The 22,613-nt window shown below is 44.0% G+C and carries 16 protein-coding genes; 13 read left to right on the top strand and 3 right to left on the bottom strand.

Annotation, left to right across the window (positions count from 1 at the left end):
- Positions 1 to 94 precede the first annotated feature (94 nt).
- From HMPREF0999_RS05920 to HMPREF0999_RS05875, 10 genes are all read left to right on the top strand, one after another.
- Positions 95 to 886: a prolyl oligopeptidase family serine peptidase gene (locus tag HMPREF0999_RS05920; RefSeq protein WP_009275436.1), complete on the top strand. Its 792-nt coding sequence runs from the start codon at positions 95 to 97 to the stop codon at positions 884 to 886.
- 174 nt (positions 887 to 1,060) lie between these two features.
- Positions 1,061 to 1,648, top strand: a complete 588-nt coding sequence (locus HMPREF0999_RS05915; RefSeq protein WP_005863638.1) for an RNA polymerase sigma factor — start codon at positions 1,061 to 1,063, stop codon at positions 1,646 to 1,648.
- Between the two features lie 105 nt (positions 1,649 to 1,753).
- Positions 1,754 to 2,692: a FecR family protein gene (locus tag HMPREF0999_RS05910; protein ID WP_009275435.1), complete on the top strand. Its 939-nt coding sequence runs from the start codon at positions 1,754 to 1,756 to the stop codon at positions 2,690 to 2,692.
- A gap of 103 nt (positions 2,693 to 2,795) precedes the next feature.
- The gene (locus tag HMPREF0999_RS05905; RefSeq protein ID WP_009275434.1) at positions 2,796 to 6,110 is read left to right on the top strand and encodes a SusC/RagA family TonB-linked outer membrane protein; all 3,315 of its coding nucleotides are present in this window, start codon (positions 2,796 to 2,798) and stop codon (positions 6,108 to 6,110) included.
- A 26-nt stretch (positions 6,111 to 6,136) separates the two neighbouring features.
- A complete protein-coding gene (locus HMPREF0999_RS05900) occupies positions 6,137 to 7,825 on the top strand; it encodes a RagB/SusD family nutrient uptake outer membrane protein (RefSeq protein WP_009275433.1) in 1,689 nt (562 codons plus the stop codon).
- 19 nt (positions 7,826 to 7,844) lie between these two features.
- Positions 7,845 to 10,745, top strand: a complete 2,901-nt coding sequence (locus HMPREF0999_RS05895) for a TIM-barrel domain-containing protein (RefSeq protein WP_009275432.1) — start codon at positions 7,845 to 7,847, stop codon at positions 10,743 to 10,745.
- A gap of 208 nt (positions 10,746 to 10,953) precedes the next feature.
- Positions 10,954 to 11,208: a hypothetical protein gene (locus HMPREF0999_RS05890; protein ID WP_008773147.1), complete on the top strand. Its 255-nt coding sequence runs from the start codon at positions 10,954 to 10,956 to the stop codon at positions 11,206 to 11,208.
- A gap of 14 nt (positions 11,209 to 11,222) precedes the next feature.
- Entirely contained in the window at positions 11,223 to 11,633 is a 411-nt protein-coding gene (locus HMPREF0999_RS05885; RefSeq protein WP_008773146.1) for a type II toxin-antitoxin system VapC family toxin, read from the top strand.
- A gap of 396 nt (positions 11,634 to 12,029) precedes the next feature.
- The gene (locus HMPREF0999_RS05880; protein WP_008773145.1) at positions 12,030 to 12,485 is read left to right on the top strand and encodes a hypothetical protein; all 456 of its coding nucleotides are present in this window, start codon (positions 12,030 to 12,032) and stop codon (positions 12,483 to 12,485) included.
- A 696-nt stretch (positions 12,486 to 13,181) separates the two neighbouring features.
- Positions 13,182 to 14,084, top strand: coding sequence for a YitT family protein (locus HMPREF0999_RS05875; protein ID WP_005860273.1), 903 nt, complete (start codon positions 13,182 to 13,184; stop codon positions 14,082 to 14,084).
- Between the two features lie 39 nt (positions 14,085 to 14,123).
- Here the strand turns inward: HMPREF0999_RS05875 and HMPREF0999_RS05870 are convergent, their stop codons facing one another.
- From HMPREF0999_RS05870 to HMPREF0999_RS05860, 3 genes are all read right to left on the bottom strand, one after another.
- Entirely contained in the window at positions 14,124 to 16,946 is a 2,823-nt protein-coding gene (locus tag HMPREF0999_RS05870; protein WP_009275431.1) for a M16 family metallopeptidase, read from the bottom strand.
- Positions 16,947 to 17,077: 131 nt separating this feature from the next.
- Positions 17,078 to 17,302, bottom strand: a complete 225-nt coding sequence (locus HMPREF0999_RS05865; protein ID WP_009275430.1) for a (4Fe-4S)-binding protein — start codon at positions 17,300 to 17,302, stop codon at positions 17,078 to 17,080.
- 18 nt (positions 17,303 to 17,320) lie between these two features.
- Complete coding sequence (locus HMPREF0999_RS05860) at positions 17,321 to 17,620, bottom strand: GNAT family N-acetyltransferase (protein WP_005860267.1); 300 nt, start codon at positions 17,618 to 17,620, stop codon at positions 17,321 to 17,323.
- A 195-nt stretch (positions 17,621 to 17,815) separates the two neighbouring features.
- Between HMPREF0999_RS05860 and HMPREF0999_RS05855 the strand changes: the two genes are divergently transcribed.
- From HMPREF0999_RS05855 to queG, 3 genes are read left to right on the top strand one after another with little or no spacing between them, the layout of a single operon-like run.
- Entirely contained in the window at positions 17,816 to 21,073 is a 3,258-nt protein-coding gene (locus HMPREF0999_RS05855) for a DUF2723 domain-containing protein (RefSeq protein WP_009275429.1), read from the top strand.
- Positions 21,074 to 21,079: 6 nt separating this feature from the next.
- Positions 21,080 to 21,691: a polysaccharide deacetylase family protein gene (locus HMPREF0999_RS05850; protein ID WP_005860262.1), complete on the top strand. Its 612-nt coding sequence runs from the start codon at positions 21,080 to 21,082 to the stop codon at positions 21,689 to 21,691.
- Positions 21,691 to 22,608 carry a tRNA epoxyqueuosine(34) reductase QueG gene (gene queG / locus HMPREF0999_RS05845; protein WP_005860261.1) on the top strand — a complete coding sequence of 306 codons (918 nt, stop codon included), beginning with the start codon at positions 21,691 to 21,693 and terminating at the stop codon, positions 22,606 to 22,608. The genes HMPREF0999_RS05850 and queG overlap by 1 nt, the downstream gene beginning before the upstream one ends.
- Positions 22,609 to 22,613: the final 5 nt, after the last annotated feature.

Below are 22,613 nucleotides of genomic sequence, written 5' to 3'. Positions count from 1 at the left end.
AAGTTACTGTTTTACTGGGATGAGACGGGGCACGCCCCGTCTCTACAACTAAATAATAATGTGTGATTTATTAATAACTTAAATATAATGTTGTATGAAAACACTTAGAAGTATCTTTTTTTTGTCTCTTTGCCTTCTTCTCTCCATTGCTGGATATGCTGGTGATAAGGCTAGTTTTTTGAAAAAGCAGTTTACGGCTCGTGATGGTTATCAATTGAATTATCGGGTTCTGTATCCCCGAGATTATAATCCGGCGCAGAAATACCCAGTAATCCTGTTCCTGCACGGAGCGGGCGAACGAGGGTCGGATAATGAGGCCCAATTAGTACATGGTGGCGATATGTTCGCTTCTTTCGAGAATCAAACCAAATATCCGGCTATCATCATAGCGCCTCAATGCCCGGCAGAGAAGACTTGGTCTGAATATAAGGGATTGAACGCCGGAAAAGAAGGGAAGCGTTTTTATCCGTTGAATGCCCCGGCCACGCAATCAATGGCCGCAGTCAAGGAATTATTGGATAGTTATATAGCGGAAGGTAAGGTCGATACGAAACGCATTTACGTAACCGGCCTATCGATGGGAGGTATGGGCACGTTCGATATCGTGATGCGTTACCCGAACCTGTTTGCCGCTGCCACCCCGATCTGTGGTGGAGCGAATTTGCAACGTTTGGCAAACTTTAAGGGCAAGACGGCTTTCAGTATTTATCATGGCGGCTCCGATAGCGTAGTCGATGTACAATTCTCCCGTGACGCTAATGAGGCATTGAAGAAAGCAGGAGCTGATGTCCGTTATAAGGAATTTCCCGGTGTAGACCATAACAGTTGGGATAACGCTTTCGCCGAACCGGATTATCTGGCTTGGATGTTCCAGCATAGCTTATAGTTAGTAAGTCTTGTATCTTTTATAGGCCTTATCATATATAAGTGCTTCCCTCTTATTAAGAAGAAGCTAAATATTTGATAAGGCTTTTTGTTTATAAGTTTTTTATTACTTTTGCCACAAAAGGAGAGAGATGAGTCCATCTGTTATGAAAGACAATGGATTTGACTAATCGTAATGAAAAACGAATTCATATTAAAAACTCTACTGTCTCGTGTCGCGAAAGGAGATTATGCCTCTTTTCGTGAGTTGTTTGACATACAATATGCCACGGTCAATCGTTTTGTGGGATATTTTCTGCCAAATAAGGAAGATCGTGAGGAAGTCGTATCCGAGGTATTCTGTATCCTATGGAAAAGAAGGGAAGAATTGATTGATATAGAAGACCTGAACGCTTGGTTATTTATCATCAGTAGAAACGAATCTTTCCATTACTTGAAACAGAAAGAGCATCAACGCCAAAACATATCCATTGATGAGCTACCGATAGATTTGTATATAGATACGAATGAGGTAGATAGTGATCTGCTTGACGCCGAGATGACAGAGGTATATAATAAAGCCCTTTCCGAACTCCCCGAACGCTGCAAATTAATCTTCTTATTGGCTCGTGAAGAGCGAATGAAGCATAAAGAGATCGCTCAAGCCTTGTCAATAACGGAAGGAACCGTGGAGCAACAAATGAATATCGCAATCCGGAAAATGTTGGATGCGGTGAGCCGATATTACAATGTCGTTAAAAGGAGAATTCATCTGTTGTTTTAATGAATGTTAAACTCGTGATACCCTTTATAGGTAAAAAAGACTTCCATACTCTTTATTTATAGAATCATTAATCAAATGTAGGTGGCTCCTACAAGTAAAAAGTGTATGATTGTGGATAATCAAAAGAATCAAGAAAAAGAGATAAAGCTGATTTTACAGCTTTTAAATGCGATAAAAGCGAAACACACTTTATCCGTTCAAGAAGCGGAGGAGGGAAAAGAGGCTGTTTTCAAACGGGTGGAAGAGAAGTTGGGACGTCGTTATAATCTGATGGCAACTAGAAGAACCCGTCTATTCCGTTATTGGCCGGTGGCCGCTTCTATCGCAATCTTGATTCTTTCTTCTGTAATCGTTTCTATCGGAATCATCAATAGTCGGCAGCTCTTAACGGCTCAAGCGCCTATTGTCGTGGAAGTTCCGGAGGGTGCTATCACGCATCTCACCCTTTCTGATGGTACTCAAGTTACGTTGAATGGAGGATCTAGCTTGACATATCCGGCCGAATTTTCCGATAACCGTGAAGTGTGCTTACAGGGTGAAGGATTCTTTGATGTCAGGAAGAAGATGGAGAGCCCGTTCATCGTACATACGAAGCAATTCTCGGCGAAAGTATTGGGTACCCGTTTTAGTTTCAAGGCTTATGATACTGATCGCCAAGCCGTGTTGACCTTGGAAAGAGGTTCCGTGCAAGTATTGACGGATCATGGCAAGGAGAATATGATATTATCTCCTAATCAGCAGGTAATTAAAGATAGCCATACAGGTAAACTCTATTGCCATGAGGTGGATGCGGAAGATTATACGTGCTGGAAGGACGGTATTCTGGTGTTTAAGGATCAGACGTTGGCAGAAATCTCTACCATATTGGAAAGGCGGTTCAACGTGAGGATCGAGATAGACTCCGAGTCGATAAAGTATGATAAATATGTCGCAAGTTTCCGGAAACACGTGAGTTTGGATGATATTCTTAAAAAGTTATCTTACCAACGCTCATGGACATATATTCAGAAGGATGGAAAAATCAAGCTAGTCAAGAACGTTTAATACTTAAATTCATTTGCCTATGAAGTGAAATCTGGAAAAGAGTGTAGGAGCCAAGCTATTTGAAATGACCTCTAGTTATTGTTAATATTTAAATTTATCTATCATGAAGAAAGACACAGGAATTCGTGTAAAGTATGGTGTTCCATACTTTATAGTTCGTGTTATGGCAATCGGCATGTTATTTTTAATACTAAATACGAGTAATATATTAGCTGCCACAGAGTCTCCGGTTGTTCTTGATTTATCTCTGAATCAGACTACTTTAGAACAAGTGTTCCGTGAGTTGGAAAAACAATCTGGTTATTCTATTATCTATAAAAGTAGTGAAGTCAATTTGAAAGAGGTTTTGTCTGTTGATGTCAGCAAAGAGCCACTCGAGAATGTCTTGAATAAGGTTCTGAGAAAACAGGGATTGACGTATGAGATAAAAGATGAGCATATTATAATCTACAAAGCGAAGGCGAACAAAGAGATCCATGCGGTAATAAAGCAACAAAATAAGAAAATTAGCGGGGTTGTAAAAGATGCCCAAGGAGAACCGATGATCGGTGTCAGCGTGCTGGAGGAAGGTACCCAAAACGGGACGATAACCGACTTTAACGGGAATTATGTGCTGGAAGTACAAAATGGAAAAGCGGCATTAGTCTTCTCTTATATTGGCTATGTAAGTAAGAAGGTGAGTATAGGGAATCTTTCGGTGGTTAATGTTGCATTGGATGAAGACGTTCAAAGGCTGGATGATGTTGTTGTTGTGGGTTACGCCATAGGAAACAAGCGTTCCGTATCTGGTGCTGTGGAGAAAGTAAAGAAAGAGGATATGAACTCGGGTGTCGTTACGGAGCCTTTGGATGCGGTAAAGGGTAAGGTCGCTGGTGTTGTTATCAGTAATGTAGGTGGAGACCCTACGAGTGATATGAATATCCGTATCCGGGGTACTACCTCTCTATCCGGAGGCAATGATCCGTTGGTTATCATCGATGGGGTATTTGGAGATTTAAGTATGTTGAACGCCATCTCTCCTTCCGATATAGAGTCTTTGACTATCTTGAAAGATGCTTCGGAGACGGCTCAGTATGGTTCACGGGGTGCGTCCGGGGTAATTGTCGTTACGACTGCCAAGGGTAGAGCCGGTTTCGCTCAAATTGAATATAATGGTTTATTCGGTGTTAATAAGGTTTATAAGAACTTGGGAATGTTAACGGCCGATGAATGGCGTGCCGGTGCGGTGGCTATGGGATTGAGTACGAATGATATGGGAGCGAGTACGAATTGGTTTGAGGAGGTGGAACGTTCTGCCAGTCTTACCCAGACCCATAATCTCTCATTTACGAGCGGTAATGATAATTCCAATCTAAGGGCCTCTCTCGGTGTGATCCGCCGTCCGGGTTTGTTGAAGAATTCTTCTTCCAATAGTTATACGGCCAAAGTGGACGCAAGCCAGTATGCTTTCCAGAAACGGGTGAAGTTTGATTTAGGCATGTTTGGATCACGTAGGGAAGGCGATCATCAATTTGATATGTACCGTACGATTTATTCGGCGGCAGCTTACAATCCTACGTATCCGAACTATAAGAATCCGGAAACGGGTATCTGGGATGAGGATAAGACCGCGATCGAGGTATATAACCCCTTAGGTATGTTGGAGATCACAAATAAGAAAATAGCCTCTCATGTGAACGTGAACGGACGTGTAAACGTGGAGATCATCAAGGGATTGAACTTGACGGGATTCGGTTCGTATACTTACTATAGCTTGAATGACCGGCGTTATATCCCGAATGATATCCAACAGGGTTCGATGAACGGGAATGGACAGGCCTATTTGAAATATGCGGAACGAAATGACTTGATGGGAAATCTCCAATTGAATTACGCAAGGGAATTCGGACGGCATAGCATTAACGCTTTGGCTTTATTGGAGGCGCAGACACAGTCTTTGTTCGAGTCTTCCACGAAAACCAGCGGTTACGAGACGAATTATTTTACCTATAATAACTTGAAAGCCGGTGCTAACATAAGTTGGGGTGACGCTACCTCTAATGCTACCCGTTTCGCTTTATTATCTTATATGGCACGCTTTAATTATATGTATGATAGCCGTTACGTAGTTACGGCGAATGTCCGTCGCGACGGTTCTTCTAAATTAGGTTATGGTAATAAATGGGGATTCTTCCCGTCGGCTTCTGTCGCTTGGATCGCCTCGAACGAGGCTTTTATGAAGTCCTTGACTTTTATCGATAACTTGAAAGTGAGAGCCGGATATGGCGTGACCGGTAATCAAGATGCGATCGATCCGTATCAATCCCTCTCCTTGATGGCTCCGAATGGAACGACCTTGGTGGATGGATCGGCTACGACTACTTTCTATATCGATTCAAATCCAAATCCGGATTTGCGTTGGGAAAAGAAGTATACGTTTGATGTGGGCGTGGATTTAGCGATGTTCCAATCCCGTCTTCGCTTGACAATGGATTATTATGCGTCTACTACGAAAGATATGTTGTACACTTATACCGTTCCGGTTCCTCCGTTCGTATATACGTCTATGCTTGCGAACTTAGGAGAAATGACCAATAACGGCTTTGAGGTAGCGATCAGCGGCGATATCATCAAGAAAAAAGATTTCTCATTAACCGTGGGTACGAATCTGTCTTTCCAGAAGAATAAGCTTAAATCATTAAGTGGTACATATATGGGGTCAGAGTTTACGACTAGTAAATATATCCAAGTATCGGCGGTGAACGCTCCTAGCTTAACCCAGTATGCGGGTGTTACTTACTTGACGGAGGGACAACCCTTAGGCGTATTCTATATTCCTCATTGCAACGGATTGGTAGAGAAGGAAGATGGTAAGTTTGTTTATGATATCGCGGATCTGGATGGCGATGGCAAAGTGGACTTATCGGATAGCGGTGACCGTTATATAGCGGGTCAAGCGTTACCAAAGGTATATATGGGTGGCTTTGTTAATATGCGATATAAAGATTTTGATCTGGCGGTTCAATTAAATGGGGCGTTCGGGCATAAAATCTATAATGGTACAAGTTTGACGTTTAATAATTTATCATTGTATCCAACCTATAATATATTGGATGGGGCGTTGGATAAGCGGATATACGACATCAAGATTTCTGATTATTATCTGGAAAATGGTAACTATGTTAATATCGAGTATATTACGTTAGGTTATAATATTCCCGTCAAGAAACTGAAGATTGAGAAGTATTTAAAATCCTTGCGTTTGGCGTTCTCTGTTAACAATGTCGCGACCATCACAGGTTATTCTGGTATGACGCCGCTTATCAACTCGGCGAATGTGGCGTCTAAATCTTCTGTTTCGGGTACGTTGGGTGTGGATGATAAATTGATTTATCCGTTGAGCCGTACTTATTCACTCTCACTGGGTGTTAAATTCTAATTGTTAATCTTTTAATACGTATTGTCATGAAAAAAGTATTGGTGAGCTCCATGCTGATTTTAGGTGGTTTATTCTCCGCTTGTTCCGGATTTTTGGATGAGGATCCCAAGAGTAAGATACCGGAAGAAGAAGCTTATAAAAGTGAGAAATTGGTGTATGTAAATACGATCGCTACGATTTATACCTCATTTGGGAATCGGTTATATGGAAGTACGGATAATGTGCATACTTTACAAGAGTTTTCTTCCGATGCTTGGATATTGCCGGGAAGACAAGGCGACTGGGTAGATGGAGGTAAATGGCAATCCTTGTTTTTGCATAATTATGGTCCGGGTAACGCTACGATAAAGAGTACTTGGAATGCGCTATATACGATTATCGGTAACTGTAATACCTCGATCGATAATCTGGAGACCTTCATTCAAGCGGGTGGGGAGAGCTATCTGCAAGATTATCAATATGAGGCTCGTGCCGTGCGTGCGATTCTGTATTATCATTTGGTCGATTTATTCGGTCGTGTACCTCTGGTTACTTCTTCGAAGACTGTGATGGCGGATGTGAATCAATCTTCGAGAAGCGAGGTCTATCAGTTTATTGTGGATGAGTTGACGGATTGCATTCCCCATTTGCCCAGTGGAAAATGCCAGAATATGGGCAAGTATTATGGCCGGGTGACCAAGGCTGTGGGGTATATGGCGATGGCGAAAGTCGCTATTAATAGTCCTATCTTGTCAAAAGATGATTGGAATGATGGTTCTTTGGTGGGTGGTATCGCTAAAGTTGCGCCGTATGTAAACCAAGCGGGCAAAAATATTAAGATCGCGTTGGATGGTACGACTCGTGACGCTTGGGAGACGGTTCTTTATTGTCAGAAACAGATAGAGAAGGAGGGATATAGTCTACAACCCAACTTCTCCCAGAATTTTTCCAAGACAAACGATAGTTCGGTAGAAAATATCTGGACTCAACCGAGTGATGGTACTACCTATAAAGTGAGCGATTATAATCCGACTCGTACATTATATGCGGCCCACGCATCCGCTTATGGCTTGCAAGGTTGGAATGGTGCCTGCGCTACCGTAGAACAGATGAAAGTTTTCAAGTACGGTACGGATGAACAAGATCCCCGTATGGATATGACGTTCTTTTATGGACCGGTGTTCGTGGATGGCAAGCCGATAGATGCGGGTTTAGGCGATGGAGCTCAGTTATGCTATAACCCAATGGATGTGGTTGTTGATTTTAAGGAGGATGTACCGAACCAGATATTAAAATTTGCGGGAGCCCGTATGTCTAAATATGAGGTGGATAATACGACTTCTTCTTATTTGAATCATAATAATGATAAGGTGTTCTGGAGGTATGCAGATGCCTTGTTATTGGCGGCTGAGGCGAAAGTCCGTATGGGACAAAGCGGTGATGCGGAAGTGAATGAGATTCGTGACCGTGTACAAGCCGGACAGAAAAGTAACGTGACTTTGCAAGATATCTTGGATGAACGCATGTTGGAATTCTCTTATGAGGGGATGCGCCGTCAGGATCAAATACGTTTCGGGACTTATACGGAACCTACGACTGATCGTTATGCGGGAGTGCATCATAATGTCGCCACTGGCGATTACGTAGTGGATAATACCGGTTTTACAACCGTTTTCCCGATCCCTACTTCTGTGCTTGAGTTAAATACGAAATTAACACAAAATCCGGGTTATTAATTCTTTAAATTTAGAGGATATGAGATGTAAGTATTTATTGTTATATGGGCTATTGGCTGTCTTACCATTCTCGGCGCAGGCCGGATATAAAAAGATAGCGAATGGTATATTGGTCAGCTTGCCGGAAGGCGAGCTGAACCAATCGAAAACGGTTCGTTTGTTGGTTGTGAATGATGAGGTTCTTCAAGTGACGGCAAGCCCGGAGGCTAAGATTCAGGATAAGCAGAGCTTAGTCCGTGTCGCTCCGGTAAAGGCCCCGGTAAAATGGAATGTCGAATCGACTTCGGATTCCGTATTTCTGAATACCGGCAAATTACGTGCGGCCGTCAGTCTTGTTACGGGAGAAGTGACATTCTATGATATGTCGGGTAAGCTAATATTGCGAGAAAGTAACGGTGGACGGCAGTTTACGCCGATAGAGGTAGAAGGTCGCAAAGGCTATACGACTCGCCAGCAATTTAATTCACCGGAAGACGAGGCTTTCTATGGATTGGGGCAGCACCAGTCGGATGAATTTAATTATAAATCGAAAAATGAGGAGTTGTATCAGTATAATACCAAGATATCGGTGCCTTTCGTGGTTTCTTCCAAGAATTATGGTGTCTTATTCGATAACTATTCTTATTCCCGGTACGGTGATCCACGCCCTTATTCGAACTTGGATATCTTTAAGTTGTACGATAAGAATGGGAAAGAGGGAGGTTTGACCGCTACTTATTATAAAAATAATGGATTGGAGGTCTTTGCGGAACGTCAAGAGTCCAGAATTGATTACGAGACCCTGTTTACGCACCAACCTCTTCCGAAGACGTTTGATTTTAAGGGAGAGACGTTTGATAAATTCCCGGAAGGATTCCGTTTCAGGAACAGCTTGGTCGTTTGGGAAGGTGAGATCGAACCGAAAGAAAGTGGTGTTTATCATTTTAAGTTATTCTATGGAGCGTATACGAAAGTCTTCTTGGATAATAAACTGGTGGTAGAAGAACGTTGGCGGCCCTCTTGGAATCCTAATAGCGTGAAATTCACGGCCGATTTGCAAGCGGGAAAGAAAGTCCCGGTGCGTATCGAATGGCGTGAGGGAGCCGGCTCTTATATTGGGTTGAAAGTATTGTCTCCTCGTCCGGAAGAAGAAGTAGGGCGATTGTCTATGTGGTCGGAGATGGGAAATGATATAGATTATTATTTTATTCATGGTGATTCGATGGACGAGGTAATCTCAGGTTATCGGTATGTCACCGGTAAATCGCCGATCATGCCTGCTTGGGCGATGGGCTTTTGGCAAAGCCGTGAACGGTATAAAACGCAAGATGAGATATTGACGGCCTTGCGTGAGCTCCGAAAACGTAAAATGGGTGTGGATAATATTGTCATGGACTGGCAGTACTGGAAAACTGATTCATGGGGAAGCCATGAGTTTGATCCGGCACGTTTCTCTGATCCGAAAGGTATGGTTGATGCGATTCATGATTTGAATGCCCGTTTCATGATCTCTGTTTGGCCGAAATTTTATCCTACCACAAAGAATTATAAAGAATTGGCAGCTAACGGATGGGTTTACCTGCAAGCGGTTAAGGATAGCATCCTTGATTTTGTTCCACCTGGATTCGTGGCTACATTTTATGATGCTTATGCCCCCGGTGCCCGTAAGTTATTCTGGAAACAAATGAATGATAACCTATATCGTTTGGGAGTGGACGCTTGGTGGATGGACGCTTCCGAACCGAATATTAAGGATTGTACACCGATGTCTTACCAAAAGGCGTTGACCGGCCCGACAGCTTTAGGCCCTTCAGCTCAATATTATAATACGTATGCGTTGGTGAATGCGCAGGCTATTTATGAGGGGCAATTGAAGGAAAATCCGGATGATCGCGTATTTTTGTTGACTCGTTCCGGATTCGCTGGCCTACAAAGGTATTCCACCGCTTCTTGGAGCGGAGATATCGGTACTCGTTGGGAGGAATTGAAAGCTCAGATTTCTGCGGGGTTGAACTTCTCAATCTCCGGTATACCTTATTGGACAATGGATATCGGTGGCTTCTGCGTGGAGAACCGTTATCGTACAGGACAGCTTATTTATGACAAGACCGGTGTTGAGAATGACGACTTGAAGGAATGGCGGGAACTGAATGCCCGTTGGTATCAGTTTGGCACATTTACCCCTTTGTACCGTGCGCATGGACAGTTTCCATTGCGTGAGATTTATAATATCGCCCCAGAAGATCATCCGGCCTATCAGACGATCTTGTATTATAATCAATTGCGTTACCGCTTGATGCCTTATATTTATTCGTTGGCAGGTAAGACGTATTTTGATGATTATACGATTATGCGTCCATTGGTGATGGATTATGCCTCCGACTTGGCTGTCCGGGATAATTCTACCCAATATATGTTCGGCCCCTCTATGATGATCGCCCCGGTATATACCTATAAAGCGACTTCCCGTGAGGTGTATTTCCCGAAAGGAACGGATTGGTATGATCTATATACGGGTAAACGTTATAAAGGTGGCCAAAAGCAGGAGGTTGAGGCTCCATTCGAACGTATGCCGATATTTGCTCCGTCAGGTGGTATCTTATTATATGGTCCGGAGATCACTTATGTAAATGAGAAAAAACCGGAAGTGATAGATGTCTATATTTATGCCGGAAAGGATGGCTCCTTCTATCTATATGAAGATGAAGGTACGAACAATAATTACCAGAAAGGAACTTATTCGAAGATCGATTTTAATTATAGCGATGCGACGAATACTTTGACAATCGGTAGTCGTGAAGGCTCTTATCCCGGGATGTTATCAGAGAGAACTTTCAATATTATTTACGTAAGCCCGAATGCTCCTGCGGGATGGGATAATAAGGGTAAGCCTGCAAAGGTAATTGAGTACAAAGGTGAACAAATTTCTGTCAAGTTATAAGATTCTTTAGACTGAAACGGCCTCCTCCGCAATTTCCATGATAGTATAGCGTGAGGGGGCTCTATTTATAGTCTCAACGCATACTTAATCCTTCTTATGCATAATTGGTGATTTCCCCGTGTATCGAAATAATCGTGTTTTTAAGGAGAAATGTGCGGATAGAATGGGAAAATAATTATCTTTGCTACAATAACTTGAAAAAATATATATGGCAACAATCACTTTAAATATAGATGACTCTTTGTTACATAGATATAGTAACAAGATGAGATTGGAAGGAAAGGCTTTGAGTAAGTGGTTAGAAACAATGTTGACCCGGGAGCTTATACGGGCAAAAGATGGGGAAAACGATGTGTTTTCGACTGACTTAATTATAGACAGCTTCCATTTGAAGGGGCCACATAAAGAAGTGCCTGCTGATGATATGGGAAAAGGAGCAATAGCATCCGCAAAATTCATTTAAAGGGAACAAATCGGATGAGAGTGTTTGTAGATACCAATGTGTTGCTAGACATGATATGTCAGCGGGAAGGCTTCAAAGAGGATGCTGATACTATCTTTAGATATTGTATAGAGGATAAACTAAAGATTGTCATGAGTGCTCTCACCTTAATCAATGCGAATTATACGGCTCATAAATACGGTTATTCTTGGGATGAACTTCTTGAGGTCTTGAAGCGTATATGCGGTTATGTTGAGATATCAACGATAGACGATGGAATATTTATGAATGCTTTGTATTCCAATAGCTCGGATTTGGAGGATGCCGTTCAATACTACTCCGCAAAAATGTCGGGGGCGGATTATATTATTACGCGGGATGTGAAAGGGTTTGTAAATTCAACTATAACAGTATTGACCCCTAAAGACTTTCTATCTGTTCTTTAATCGTAGATTTAGCGTTGAATTCCCGTATAGTACAGATCTTATTTTTCATGCTTGCCTAGCCCCATCAAGAATTTAAATAGACGAGAGAAACTTTTCTCTTCTAGGGTATAGGTATCAGCTCCGGATTTTTTACTTACTAGACATTATTTATCCTCTATAGGTTGGATATCCGGAAAAAGAAGTATATTTGCAATGCTAAACATTTTAAAACCAGAAAGCAGAGTAGAATACCTGCTTCTATTCGGTTGCAGGCATTTTTTTGCCTGTAACCGATCCGATATGACGGTTCCGTACCCCCGTGGAGTGCATTAATGTGCCTCCAGCTTTCTGGTAAAGTGTTTAGCAACGGGTCAGGCGGGACCGTTCTTTTTTCCGCCTGCTTAATGCTAATATATTATGGAAGTGGAAAACATTTATCCCGTAACTGAACCTGTCGGTTCAGAGCAAGACGCTCCGGTTTCGAACATGGAAATGTTGAGTGATGTATTTTTTAAGGAAGAGGCACGACGCTTGAAAGAAGCTTTCTGTTTTGAGAGAGATGCGGATGATTTCGATTATCTGAACCATCAGTTACAAAGCGTGAAAAATCTGTTGGTAGGCCTAAAACTGCCGTGGATACAAATAGCACCAATTTTGTACAGATGTATGGCCGTTTATCTGCAGCGTCCCGATCAACATGTAAGTAATATGAAAGTTCGCTACCTGTCAACGCAATTGATGGATGGGGTTTTGCTTTTATCCCAGAACGGACGGCTCATCAATGACTTGCTCATGTTTTTCGACCGCCAGCTTAAGGATATTCAACGCTTGCGGGAAGAGAAGTGTGAGGAAATGGAGAATGTGAGATTGTAAGTCTATATTTGCAGCTCATACATACTTGGTTGTAGAGACGGGGCACGCCCCGTCTCTACAATTGGATGAAAGGGCTTATGCGTGTTCTGGTTAGAATATCAATGTGACAATTTGTAAACTGAAGTCCTTGAGAATCGATTATTTCGGGCCAAAGTACGTCTCGCTCCTAAAAACGAAAGAAAAAAACAGCAATCGTCTATCCGCTAGTGACTTGTTGAAAAACGGCCTTTTATTCTAGCGAAATAAATTCATCCTATCTCATATCTTATGCCTTATGGCCCAGTCGTTAGGGGGCAACAATGCCCATTATAAGGTAGTCATATCGCCCATTATGACCATATGTGTAGCCTATCGTGACTATATGTGTGGGTTTACGCCTGTACAGGCGTGGGTGAACGGGACTATATGTGTAATCTAACGAGGGTATTCTTATCGAAAAACGGGTCTTTTTGTGTGGAAAAGGCGTATAAATGCCTGCTTTCTCCTTCATGTTCTCGTTTATAGAGCTTTTCTAAATAAAGGTGATGTTATATAAAAGGGGTTATTACTGATAAATAGTTAACATTCCTTGGCTTTTGCTTACGTCTCTGTAAATAGGGGAAAGTGAACCATTATATTTCCGGCTAAATATAAGGTGAAGCATTTCCTATCAATAACTTTCATTACCTTTGCGCCCGCTAAAAATAAACAAATGAGATGAAATCTACTTTATCAATTTCTTCCTTATCCAGACAAGTCCTGCTTCGGGAGACACGGGACTATTTAATGATCGCTCTTGGGATGATCCTTTACGGTATCGGATGGACCGTTTTCCTTTTGCCGAATGACATTACGACAGGTGGAGTGCCGGGTATCGCTTCCATTGTTTTCTGGGCTACGGGATTTCCCGTTCAGTACACTTACTTCCTCATTAATGCCGTCTTGCTGATGCTTGCCTTGAAAATATTAGGTTTTAAGTTCAGTATCAAGACGATCTTCGCCGTGTTTACGCTTACTTTTTTCTTGTCCCTTATCCAGGAGCTGACAGCCGGGATGCATTTATTACAAGATCAACCGTTTATGGCATGTGTGCTGGGAGCCTCCTTCTGCGGAAGTGGTATCGGTATCGCTTTCTCCTCGAACGGTAGTACGGGTGGAACGGATATTATTGCCGCTATCATCAATAAATACCGGGATATAACGCTGGGACGGGTCATGATGATCTGCGATATGATTATTATCACCTCCAGTTATTTCGTGCTAAAGGATTGGGAGAAAGTGGTATATGGTTTCGTAACGTTATATGTTTGTAGTTTCGTGCTGGATCAGATCGTGAACAGTGCCCGCCAGTCCGTGCAATTCTTTATCATCTCGAAGAAGTATCAAGAGATTGGTAAGGAGATTAATGCGTTGCACCGAGGGGTTACGGTGATCGATGCTACCGGGTTATATACGGGGCAAGAACAGAAGATGATGTTCGTGCTCGCTAAAAAACGGCAATCCACTACGATTTTCCGTATCATTAATGATATTGATCCGACCGCCTTTGTATCCCAAAGCGCCGTAATCGGGGTTTATGGGGAAGGATTCGATCATTTTAAACTAAAGAAATCAAAGTAGAGACGGGGCACGCCCCGTCTCATCCCCTCAAAATAGTAACTAGGGTTGCATGATAACTTCTACCCGGTTACCCTGTCCCAAAAGCTTTTGGGCGAATGCCTTTATCTTCTCGGGAGTCAGCGCCTTAACAATCGACTCATAATCCGTATCGGTATCAAATCCTTTATAATAATAATCATCCAATACGTTCAACCAATAGCTGTTCTCCTGCAAGACTTCCGCATGACGTTTCAGCAGGTTATCCTGTGTTTTCTTGAAATCTTCTTGACGAGGGCCTACCTCGGAAAGCCGTTTCAACTCATTGCGGACAATTGTGTTCATCTGCTCCCACTTAGCCGGGTCCGTATCGAAGAATATCTGTAATGTCGTTCTTCCTTCCGGGAAAGGTGAGATTCTAGCGGATACACCGACGCCATACGTTCCTCCTTCTTTCTCGCGTACCTTCTCGTAATATACCAAGTCCATAACTTGTTTCAATGCGGTAGCGGTGATGATATTCTCCAGATTGTACTCCATTTGTCCGGTATAGAGGTTGGCTACCGTTACTTTCGGGATTTCCATGGAGCGGTTGAATCGATTCATATAGTCTCCCTTACGCATCGATGGAACCTCCGCCGGATTTCCCTTCTCAATTTTTCCTTGAGATGGCAATGTCGCTAAATACTGCTCTATATACGGACGGATACTATCGATCTGGATATTACCTACAAACGTGAATACGAAACCGGAAGCATCCGAGAAGCGTTCCTTGCGCATCTCCATGATACGAGGATAACTGATATGTTCGAAATCTTGTGGACGAAGACGTGACGCACGAGGATTATCTCCGTAAACCGCTTTAGACAAAGAGTCGCTGAAAGCGACCATGGGATTTAACTCCATATTCTGCAATTGCGCTTTTGTCCGTGTCTCGAAAGATGCGTAGGCCTCCTCGTCCATGCGGGGAGCCGTGAAGCTAAGGTAAATTAACTCGAATAAGGTTCGCAAATCGGAAGGAGCGGCCATTCCGTTCACGTTCTCACTATCTTGACTGAGCGATAGGGCGCAAGATACCTTCTTTCCGGCCAGACGCTTACTTAGATCCGTGGCGGAGAAATTACCCAATCCACCGATCTCGATCACGTCATTGAAAACTTTTAAGTTATCAATATCCTTCGTGCCGAATAAAGTGCTTCCTCCCGGGCTGGTAGCGGTCATGATGATCTCGTCCTTCTTGAATTCGGTAGGCTTCAATACCACCTTGATACCATTGCTTAAGGTAAATACTGTCGCTCCGAAGTGCTGGCCGGTCTTTGTCTCCGTGATCTGGCCCGGGGTCGGCAAGGTCGGGACTAAAGGCTCGTTGGAGACAGTTTCCTTATAAGGCTCTACCGGCATCTGTCGTGCTTTGAGGAATGTACGGAGCAGGTTCTCCTCGGTCGGATATTTTATACCTTCTTTATCCGGTCCGGTTAACCCGATCACGATATTATCCTCTCCGATCATATCTTGGATATATTGGTTGACTTGCTCTACCGGGATATTCTGGGCGATCTGGTTCAATAGCGTGTATTCCATCTCAATGCCCGGGATATAACCGCCGTTGGTGAAATGATTCACATATTCACGAACATAAGCGTCGTTTTTTTGGTTATTCCGCTCGTTGTAAGCGGACTCGTATTGTTTCAACACGTTGATGCGTGCCCGTTCATACTCGGATGGCGTAAGGCCATATTGTTTTACCCGTTGGGTCTCTTTGACAAGCGTGGTCAGTGTGGAATCGATCTCGCCTTCCTTGGCAAGAGCGGCTACGGTCCATGCTCCCTTGCTCTTCGCGATCATGAAATTATCATCGTCGTAGGCTTGGGCATAGATAAACGGAGGATTCGCTTGATGTAAGATATCATCGAAACGCTCGTCCATGATCGACGCGCATATTTGCTGGATATAGTCCTTTACCAATCCGGCAATCGTACGATTCAAGTCGTTGGGTAATTTATCGTGTTTATAGAAGATATAAAGGATCGTATTGGATGCCTCCTTGTCTTTGGCGATCGAGATCAGAGGTAGATCATTGTCGGGAACCGATACTTGTTCCCGTTTTGCCGGGTTGACCGGGGCAGGGACATCGGCGAACATCTTTTTGATCGTTGCCTCCACTTGATCTACATTTACGTCTCCCACGACGATAATCGCTTGCAAGTCCGGACGATACCATTTTTTGTAGTAAGCCCGCAACTCGTCCGGCTTGAAGTTCTCGATCACGTCGATCGAACCGATCGGCATCCGGTTTGCGTAACGGCTTCCCGGGTACATCTTGGGTAGTTGCTGCTCCCATAGACGAGTCTGGGCATCCTGTCGGGTACGCCATTCCTCACGGATGACCCCACGTTCTTTCTGGATAGCCGAGTCGGTCAAGGCTAGGAACCCGGACCAATCGTGAAGGATCAATAAGCAAGAATCAACCACGCCGCTTTTGTTGACAGGGGCGTTGGTAATCATGTAGACGGTCTCATCAAAGGAGGTATAGGCGTTGAAGTTTTCCCCGCTGCGCATACCTACACTCTCGATATATTCGTCCATCCCGTTATTCGGGAAGTTCCTACTGCCGTCGAAAGCCATATGTTCCAAGAAGTGAGCCAAACCTCGTTGATTCTCTTCCTCTAAGATGGAGCCTACGTTTTGGGCGATGTAAAAGTCTGCCCGGTCTTTGGGCTGATCGTTGTGACGGATGTAGTAGGTCAATCTGTTACTCAATTTCCCGTATCGAACCTTTGGGTCGATCGGAAGCGGTTCGGGTTCCTGCATCTCTTGTGCCATCACTTGTGTGAAAGCGACGAAACAAAGCAGGATTGCCGTTAAGATAGAATGTCTTTTTATCATATTTGTTTCATTGATAGTGAATCTAGATCACAAAACTAGCAAAAAATCATAGAAAGAGGTCCTTATGGCGAAAAAAGGAGTATCCGATACGGAATACTCCTTTCTATCAAGATGAGACAGGCGGGGGGGCCTCATTTCACCTCTTTATTCATTCGGTATGTCAACGCGCCAGACGGACATTGCTTGATTTGGGCAATTAATTCCGCGGTTGTCGCGTTCTCTATCTGTATCCAGGGTCTCTCCTTCGGCTTATAGACACCGGGAAGAGTCTTTACACAGATACCGGCATGTTGACATAACTCCGGTTGCCAGATAATGGTGAGTTCACCATTCGTATATTCGATCTTCTTGCCCATATAATTTTGTTATAAATATTAAACATGTATACCACTCATTACGATGCGTTTCCAATCCGGATGCTTCTGGATATATCCAGCTACGAACGGACATAACGGAACGAGACGTAAGTCTTTCTTCTCGATATCCAAGAGCACTTTCTCCACCAATTGGCTACCAATTCCTTTACCTCCAAGCTCCATGGGAACCTCAGTGTGGGTGAGATAAATTACCCCATCCTTATTTTTTATATACTCTATTCTGGGAACGTATCGCTCTATATGAAATTCATATTGGTGGCGTTCTTCATTATCAATTAGTTCATAATTTTCTTTCATCTCCCTATAATTTTAATACTCAACTATTCTATTAACACTTGAGTGATAAGGTTTGTTTAATATAATTCTAATCTATTCTATATAATTTATAGGGGAATGGAACGTTAGGTATTAAACGTAAATGATTACCTTTGCGGCCGACTGCCCGTGTGGGTATGCAAGTAGAAACAATTAATTATCACACTTATACAAAGTATGGGAAAGTACAAACTAATCAACAACGTGTTGGGGTGGGTCGTTTTTTTGATCGCTTCTACCGTTTATCTGATGACAATGGAACCCACCGCCAGTTTCTGGGATTGTGGTGAGTTTATCTCTTCGGCATACAAATTGGAAGTAGGGCATCCGCCCGGAGCTCCTTTCTTCATGTTAACAGCCAATTTATTTACGCAGTTCGCCTCGGACCCTTCCAAGGTGGCGGTAATGGTCAATACGATGTCCGCCCTCTTTAGCGGCCTGACGATCTTATTCCTTTTCTGGAGTATTACTCATTTGGCTCGTAAGATTATCGTGGAAGACGATAAGACGATGTCTCTGGGACAGATGATTACGATCATGGGTTGCGGTTTGGTAGGTTCTTTGGCTTATACGTTTAGCGATACATTCTGGTTTAGCGCCGTGGAGGGCGAGGTATATGCTTATTCTTCCTTGTTTACCGCCTTGGTATTCTGGTTGATCCTGAAATGGGAAGAAGCCGCCGATCGTCCGCATGCCGATCGTTGGATCGTGCTGATCGCTTATTTGATGGGTCTGAGTATCGGTGTCCATTTGCTGAACTTATTGTGTATCCCGGCTATCGTGCTGGTATATTATTATAAGAAATTCCCGAATCCTACGATGAAGGGGACGCTGATCGCTTTATTGGTGTCGTTCGCTATCGTGGGCTTGATGATGTATGGTGTCGTACAAGGCTTGGTTGAGGTTTGCGGTTATTTCGAGCTGTTGTTTGTCAATACGTTCGGTATGCCGTATAACTCGGGTGTATATGCGTTCGTAATTATATTGGCGGCTTCCTTGATCTGGGCGATCTGGGAGACGATGCAAGACGAGATCCATCCGGTGCGGATGAAGATATCCTTTATTCTCTCGATCGTATTGTTGGGTATTCCGTTTATCGGTAGTGGTTACGTGATCGCCGTGATCCTCACGGCTGCCTTGACGGCTTATTTGTTCATGAGCAAGAAGGTAAATATCAAGATGCTGAATACGATCTTGGTCTGCTTGATGGTAATTGTAGTGGGTTATTCATCCTATGCCTTGACATTGATCCGTGCGACAGCCGATACGCCTATGAACCAAAACGCTCCGCAAGATATCTTTACCTTGCGTACTTATTTGGCTCGCGAGCAATACGGTAAGACTCCGTTGATCTACGGTCAGACCTATGTTTCTGAGGTGAAGCGTGAGAACCAAGGCGGCACTTGTGTACCTGTATCGAAAGAGGGTGAGCCGACTTGGAGCCGTGTCATTAAGAAAGATAAAAACGAGAAGGATCATTATTATATCTCTCGTTACGATACGGAATACGAATACGTGGATGAGTTGAGTATGCTTTTCCCCCGTATGTATAGTAGCGACGGACGTCATGTGGCTGCTTATAAGGAGTGGGCACAAGTGAAAGGTACACCGGTGAAGTTCAACCGTTGCGGTGAGATGGTGACGGTGATGAAACCTACATTTGCCGAGAATTTGCGTTATTTCTTCGCTTATCAGCTGAATTTCATGTACTGGCGTTATTTCATGTGGAACTTCTCCGGACGGCAGAACGATATACAAGGTAACGGTGAGGTTTCGAATGGTAACTGGATAACCGGTATTCCGTTTATTGATGAGGCTTTAGTGGGCCCGCAAGAGGATATGCCGTTCGATATTATCAACAATAAGGGGCATAACGTATATTATATGTTACCGCTTCTGTTGGGTATCTTGGGGCTTCTATTCCAAGCTTATGCCGGAAAGAAGGGCATTCAGGGATTCTGGATCACGTTCTTCTTGTTTTTTATGACGGGTATCGCGATCGTGCTTTACTTGAACCAGACGCCGTATCAACCTCGTGAGCGAGACTATGCGTATGCCGGATCATTCTATGCGTTCTGTATATGGATCGGTTTCGGTGTGGCGGCCTTGGCGAAAGGATTGCAGAAGTATGGCAAGTTATCTCCGGTGATAGCGGGTTCTGTCGCTACGGTACTCTGCTTGTTGGTTCCTATCCAGATGGGTGCGCAGAACTGGGACGACCATGATCGCTCGAACCGTTATGTTTGCCGTGATTTCGGTGCGAACTATTTGGAATCTTGCGAGCCGAACGCTGTCATATTTACGAATGGTGATAATGACACGTTCCCGTTGTGGTACGCACAGGAGGTGGAAGGTATCCGTACGGATGTACGTGTATGTAATACGAGCTATTTGCAAACCGACTGGTATATCAACCAAATGAAGAAGCAAGCATACGAATCCGATCCGCTTCCAATCTCTTGGCAACCGGAGGATTATGTGCAAGGTACTCGTGATGCCGCTTATGTATTCCCGATGACGGATAAGTCGATCGATCTGAAGACCGCTCTTGATTTCGTTCGTAGTAACGATCCGAAGTTTAAGAAGATCCCGGGTATCAATCAAGAATTAGATTATATTCCTGCGCAGACATTGACGATGGGGGTAGATTCCGCCGCGGTTATGGCTGCTGGCGTGATCGATACCGTTAACTTGCCGTATTTGCAGAAAGAGATGAAGATTGACTTGAAAGGCAAGGATGTCTTGGGTAAGCAAGAGTTGATTATCTTGGATATGTTGCAGACGAATGACTGGAACCGTCCGATCTATTACGCGATTACCGTAAGCCCGGATCAGTTCGTGAAATTGGATCCGTACTTCCAGCAGACCGGTATGGCTTATCAGATCGTTCCGATGGAGACGCAGGGAACTGTTCGTTCGATCAATACGGAGAAGATGTATGACAACGTGATGAATAAGTTCAAATGGGGTGGTGTCAATACGCCGGGTGTGTACTTGGATGAGAATGTAATGCGAATGTGCAAGAGCTATCGTATCGCATTGTTCAGCAAGCTGGCTGCCGCTTTGGTTGCGGAAGGTAAGAATGAGAAGGCACTGAACGTATTGGATAAGGCGATGGAAGTATTGCCTCCCGAGAATGTTCCGTTGGATTATAGCGCTCTTTCTTTAGGTGAGCTGTATTACGAGTTGGGCCAGAAGGAGAAGGCGGAGATGGTTTATAAAGGTATAGCGGACAATGCGTTGCGCAGTATAAACTGGTATTTCCGTTTGCGTCCGGGGCAATTATCATCTGTCGAGAGTGATTTAGGTCATAACTTGGCGGTTCTCCAAGAGGTATTGCGTGTGAGCAAACAATACAATCCGGAGTTCGCTAAGCCTTATCAAGAGGAATTTGATAATTACCGTATGGCGTACGGATCAGTGGCAAAAGACTAACAAAGTATGTTTATAGAACAACCGCCTTGGTTTTACAGGGCACTGTTCCCGGGGGTAACTTGGCGAATACCGGCAGAGAAGAAGTGTGTGTATCTCACCTTCGACGACGGCCCGATTCCCGAGGTTACCCCTTGGGTTTTAGATATATTGGATACGTATGGGATCAAGGCTACCTTTTTTATGGTAGGGGATAATGTACGTAAGCATCCCGAGGTCTTCCAGATGGTGATAGATCGTGGGCACCGTGTCGGTAACCATACGTTCAATCATATCCAAGGCATCAAGTTCTGGACGAAGAATTATTTGGCGAATGTGGAGAAGGCGGCCGAATATATTCCCAGCAATTTATTTCGGCCTCCTCATGGGCATATGCGTTTTCCGCAGGTAGTATGGCTTCGCCGCCATTATCATATCGTGATGTGGGACGTGGTCACCCGTGACTATAGCCCTCATATGACTCCGAACGGTGTCTTCAACGTGGTAAAGAACTATACCCGTAATGGTTCCGTTATCGTCTTCCACGATTCCTTGAAAGCCGAGCGCAATATGCGTGAGGCAATGCCCCGGGCTGTCGAATGGCTCTTAAAGGAAGGCTACGAGTTTAAAGTTTTTGAATAATGGGTATCTCCCAGTTTATAAAAGATAAAGCTATGGAATTAGGCTTCTCCGCTTGCGGTATCGCTGAAGTAGCGAAGGCCGGGAGCGAGGAGGCTTATTTTGACCAATGGATCGCGGAAGGCTACCATGCTGGAATGAAATACATGGAGAATCATCGGGAAATCCGTCTCAATCCGGATGGCTTGGTGGAAGGTGCCAAATCAGTTATCTCAGTAGCCTTGAATTATTATCCGAAAGTTCTCCGGAATCCGGCGGAACCTTATATCTCGTATTATGCGTACGGAGAAGATTATCACGGGGTCGTAAAGGATAAACTTCGCCAATTATGGAAAGCGATAACCGAGCATCATCCCTCCAACAATGAGGCCCGTGTATTCACGGACTCCGCCCCTCTGTTAGAGCGTTATTGGGCTTGGAAAGCCGGTTTGGGATGGATCGGAAAGAATACGAATCTAATCATCCCGGGCAAAGGCTCTTTCTTTTTCCTTGGGGAGATCGTGACAACTTTGGTAGTCGATACCTATGATTCCCCCAAAAAGAATCACTGCGGTTCCTGCATCCGCTGTTTGGACGCTTGTCCTACCGGAGCCTTGGAAGGGCCGAAACGTTTGAATGCCCGTAAATGTATCTCTTATCTTACGATCGAGCATCGTGGAGAAATCCCTGTTGAGCAAGCCGTCCTTTTAGGTAACCGTATCTATGGATGCGACACCTGCCAAGCCGTTTGTCCTTGGAACCGCTTCGCTATGCCTACGGCAGTAGCAGCCTTTCATCCCACCCCTTCTTTGCTCTCCCTTAAAAAAGACGACCTCAAGGCATTGAGCCGTGAGGATTATAATCGTATCTTTGCGCATTCGGCGGTGAAACGCGCCAAATATGAGGGATTATTACGAACAATACAATATCTAAAAGACTAAATTAC

It is taken from the genome of Parabacteroides sp. D25 (assembly GCF_000307475.1).
Lineage (GTDB): Bacteria > Bacteroidota > Bacteroidia > Bacteroidales > Tannerellaceae > Parabacteroides > Parabacteroides distasonis.
Note: the sequence above shows the minus strand (reverse complement) of the source record. Positions and strands in the feature narration are given on the sequence as shown.

Bases quoted from the DNA above. Each gene is read 5' to 3' on its own strand.
- HMPREF0999_RS05920 (WP_009275436.1), top strand. From the start codon at position 95: ATGAAAACACTTAGAAGTATCTTTTTTTTGTCTCTTTGCCTTCTTCTC.
- HMPREF0999_RS05915 (WP_005863638.1), top strand. From the start codon at position 1,061: ATGAAAAACGAATTCATATTAAAAACTCTACTGTCTCGTGTCGCGAAA.
- HMPREF0999_RS05910 (WP_009275435.1), top strand. From the start codon at position 1,754: ATGATTGTGGATAATCAAAAGAATCAAGAAAAAGAGATAAAGCTGATT.
- HMPREF0999_RS05905 (WP_009275434.1), top strand. From the start codon at position 2,796: ATGAAGAAAGACACAGGAATTCGTGTAAAGTATGGTGTTCCATACTTT.
- HMPREF0999_RS05900 (WP_009275433.1), top strand. From the start codon at position 6,137: ATGAAAAAAGTATTGGTGAGCTCCATGCTGATTTTAGGTGGTTTATTC.
- HMPREF0999_RS05895 (WP_009275432.1), top strand. From the start codon at position 7,845: ATGAGATGTAAGTATTTATTGTTATATGGGCTATTGGCTGTCTTACCA.
- HMPREF0999_RS05890 (WP_008773147.1), top strand. From the start codon at position 10,954: ATGGCAACAATCACTTTAAATATAGATGACTCTTTGTTACATAGATAT.
- HMPREF0999_RS05885 (WP_008773146.1), top strand. From the start codon at position 11,223: ATGAGAGTGTTTGTAGATACCAATGTGTTGCTAGACATGATATGTCAG.
- HMPREF0999_RS05880 (WP_008773145.1), top strand. From the start codon at position 12,030: ATGGAAGTGGAAAACATTTATCCCGTAACTGAACCTGTCGGTTCAGAG.
- HMPREF0999_RS05875 (WP_005860273.1), top strand. From the start codon at position 13,182: ATGAAATCTACTTTATCAATTTCTTCCTTATCCAGACAAGTCCTGCTT.
- HMPREF0999_RS05870 (WP_009275431.1), bottom strand. From the start codon at position 16,946: ATGATAAAAAGACATTCTATCTTAACGGCAATCCTGCTTTGTTTCGTC.
- HMPREF0999_RS05865 (WP_009275430.1), bottom strand. From the start codon at position 17,302: ATGGGCAAGAAGATCGAATATACGAATGGTGAACTCACCATTATCTGG.
- HMPREF0999_RS05860 (WP_005860267.1), bottom strand. From the start codon at position 17,620: ATGAAAGAAAATTATGAACTAATTGATAATGAAGAACGCCACCAATAT.
- HMPREF0999_RS05855 (WP_009275429.1), top strand. From the start codon at position 17,816: ATGGGAAAGTACAAACTAATCAACAACGTGTTGGGGTGGGTCGTTTTT.
- HMPREF0999_RS05850 (WP_005860262.1), top strand. From the start codon at position 21,080: ATGTTTATAGAACAACCGCCTTGGTTTTACAGGGCACTGTTCCCGGGG.
- queG (WP_005860261.1), top strand. From the start codon at position 21,691: ATGGGTATCTCCCAGTTTATAAAAGATAAAGCTATGGAATTAGGCTTC.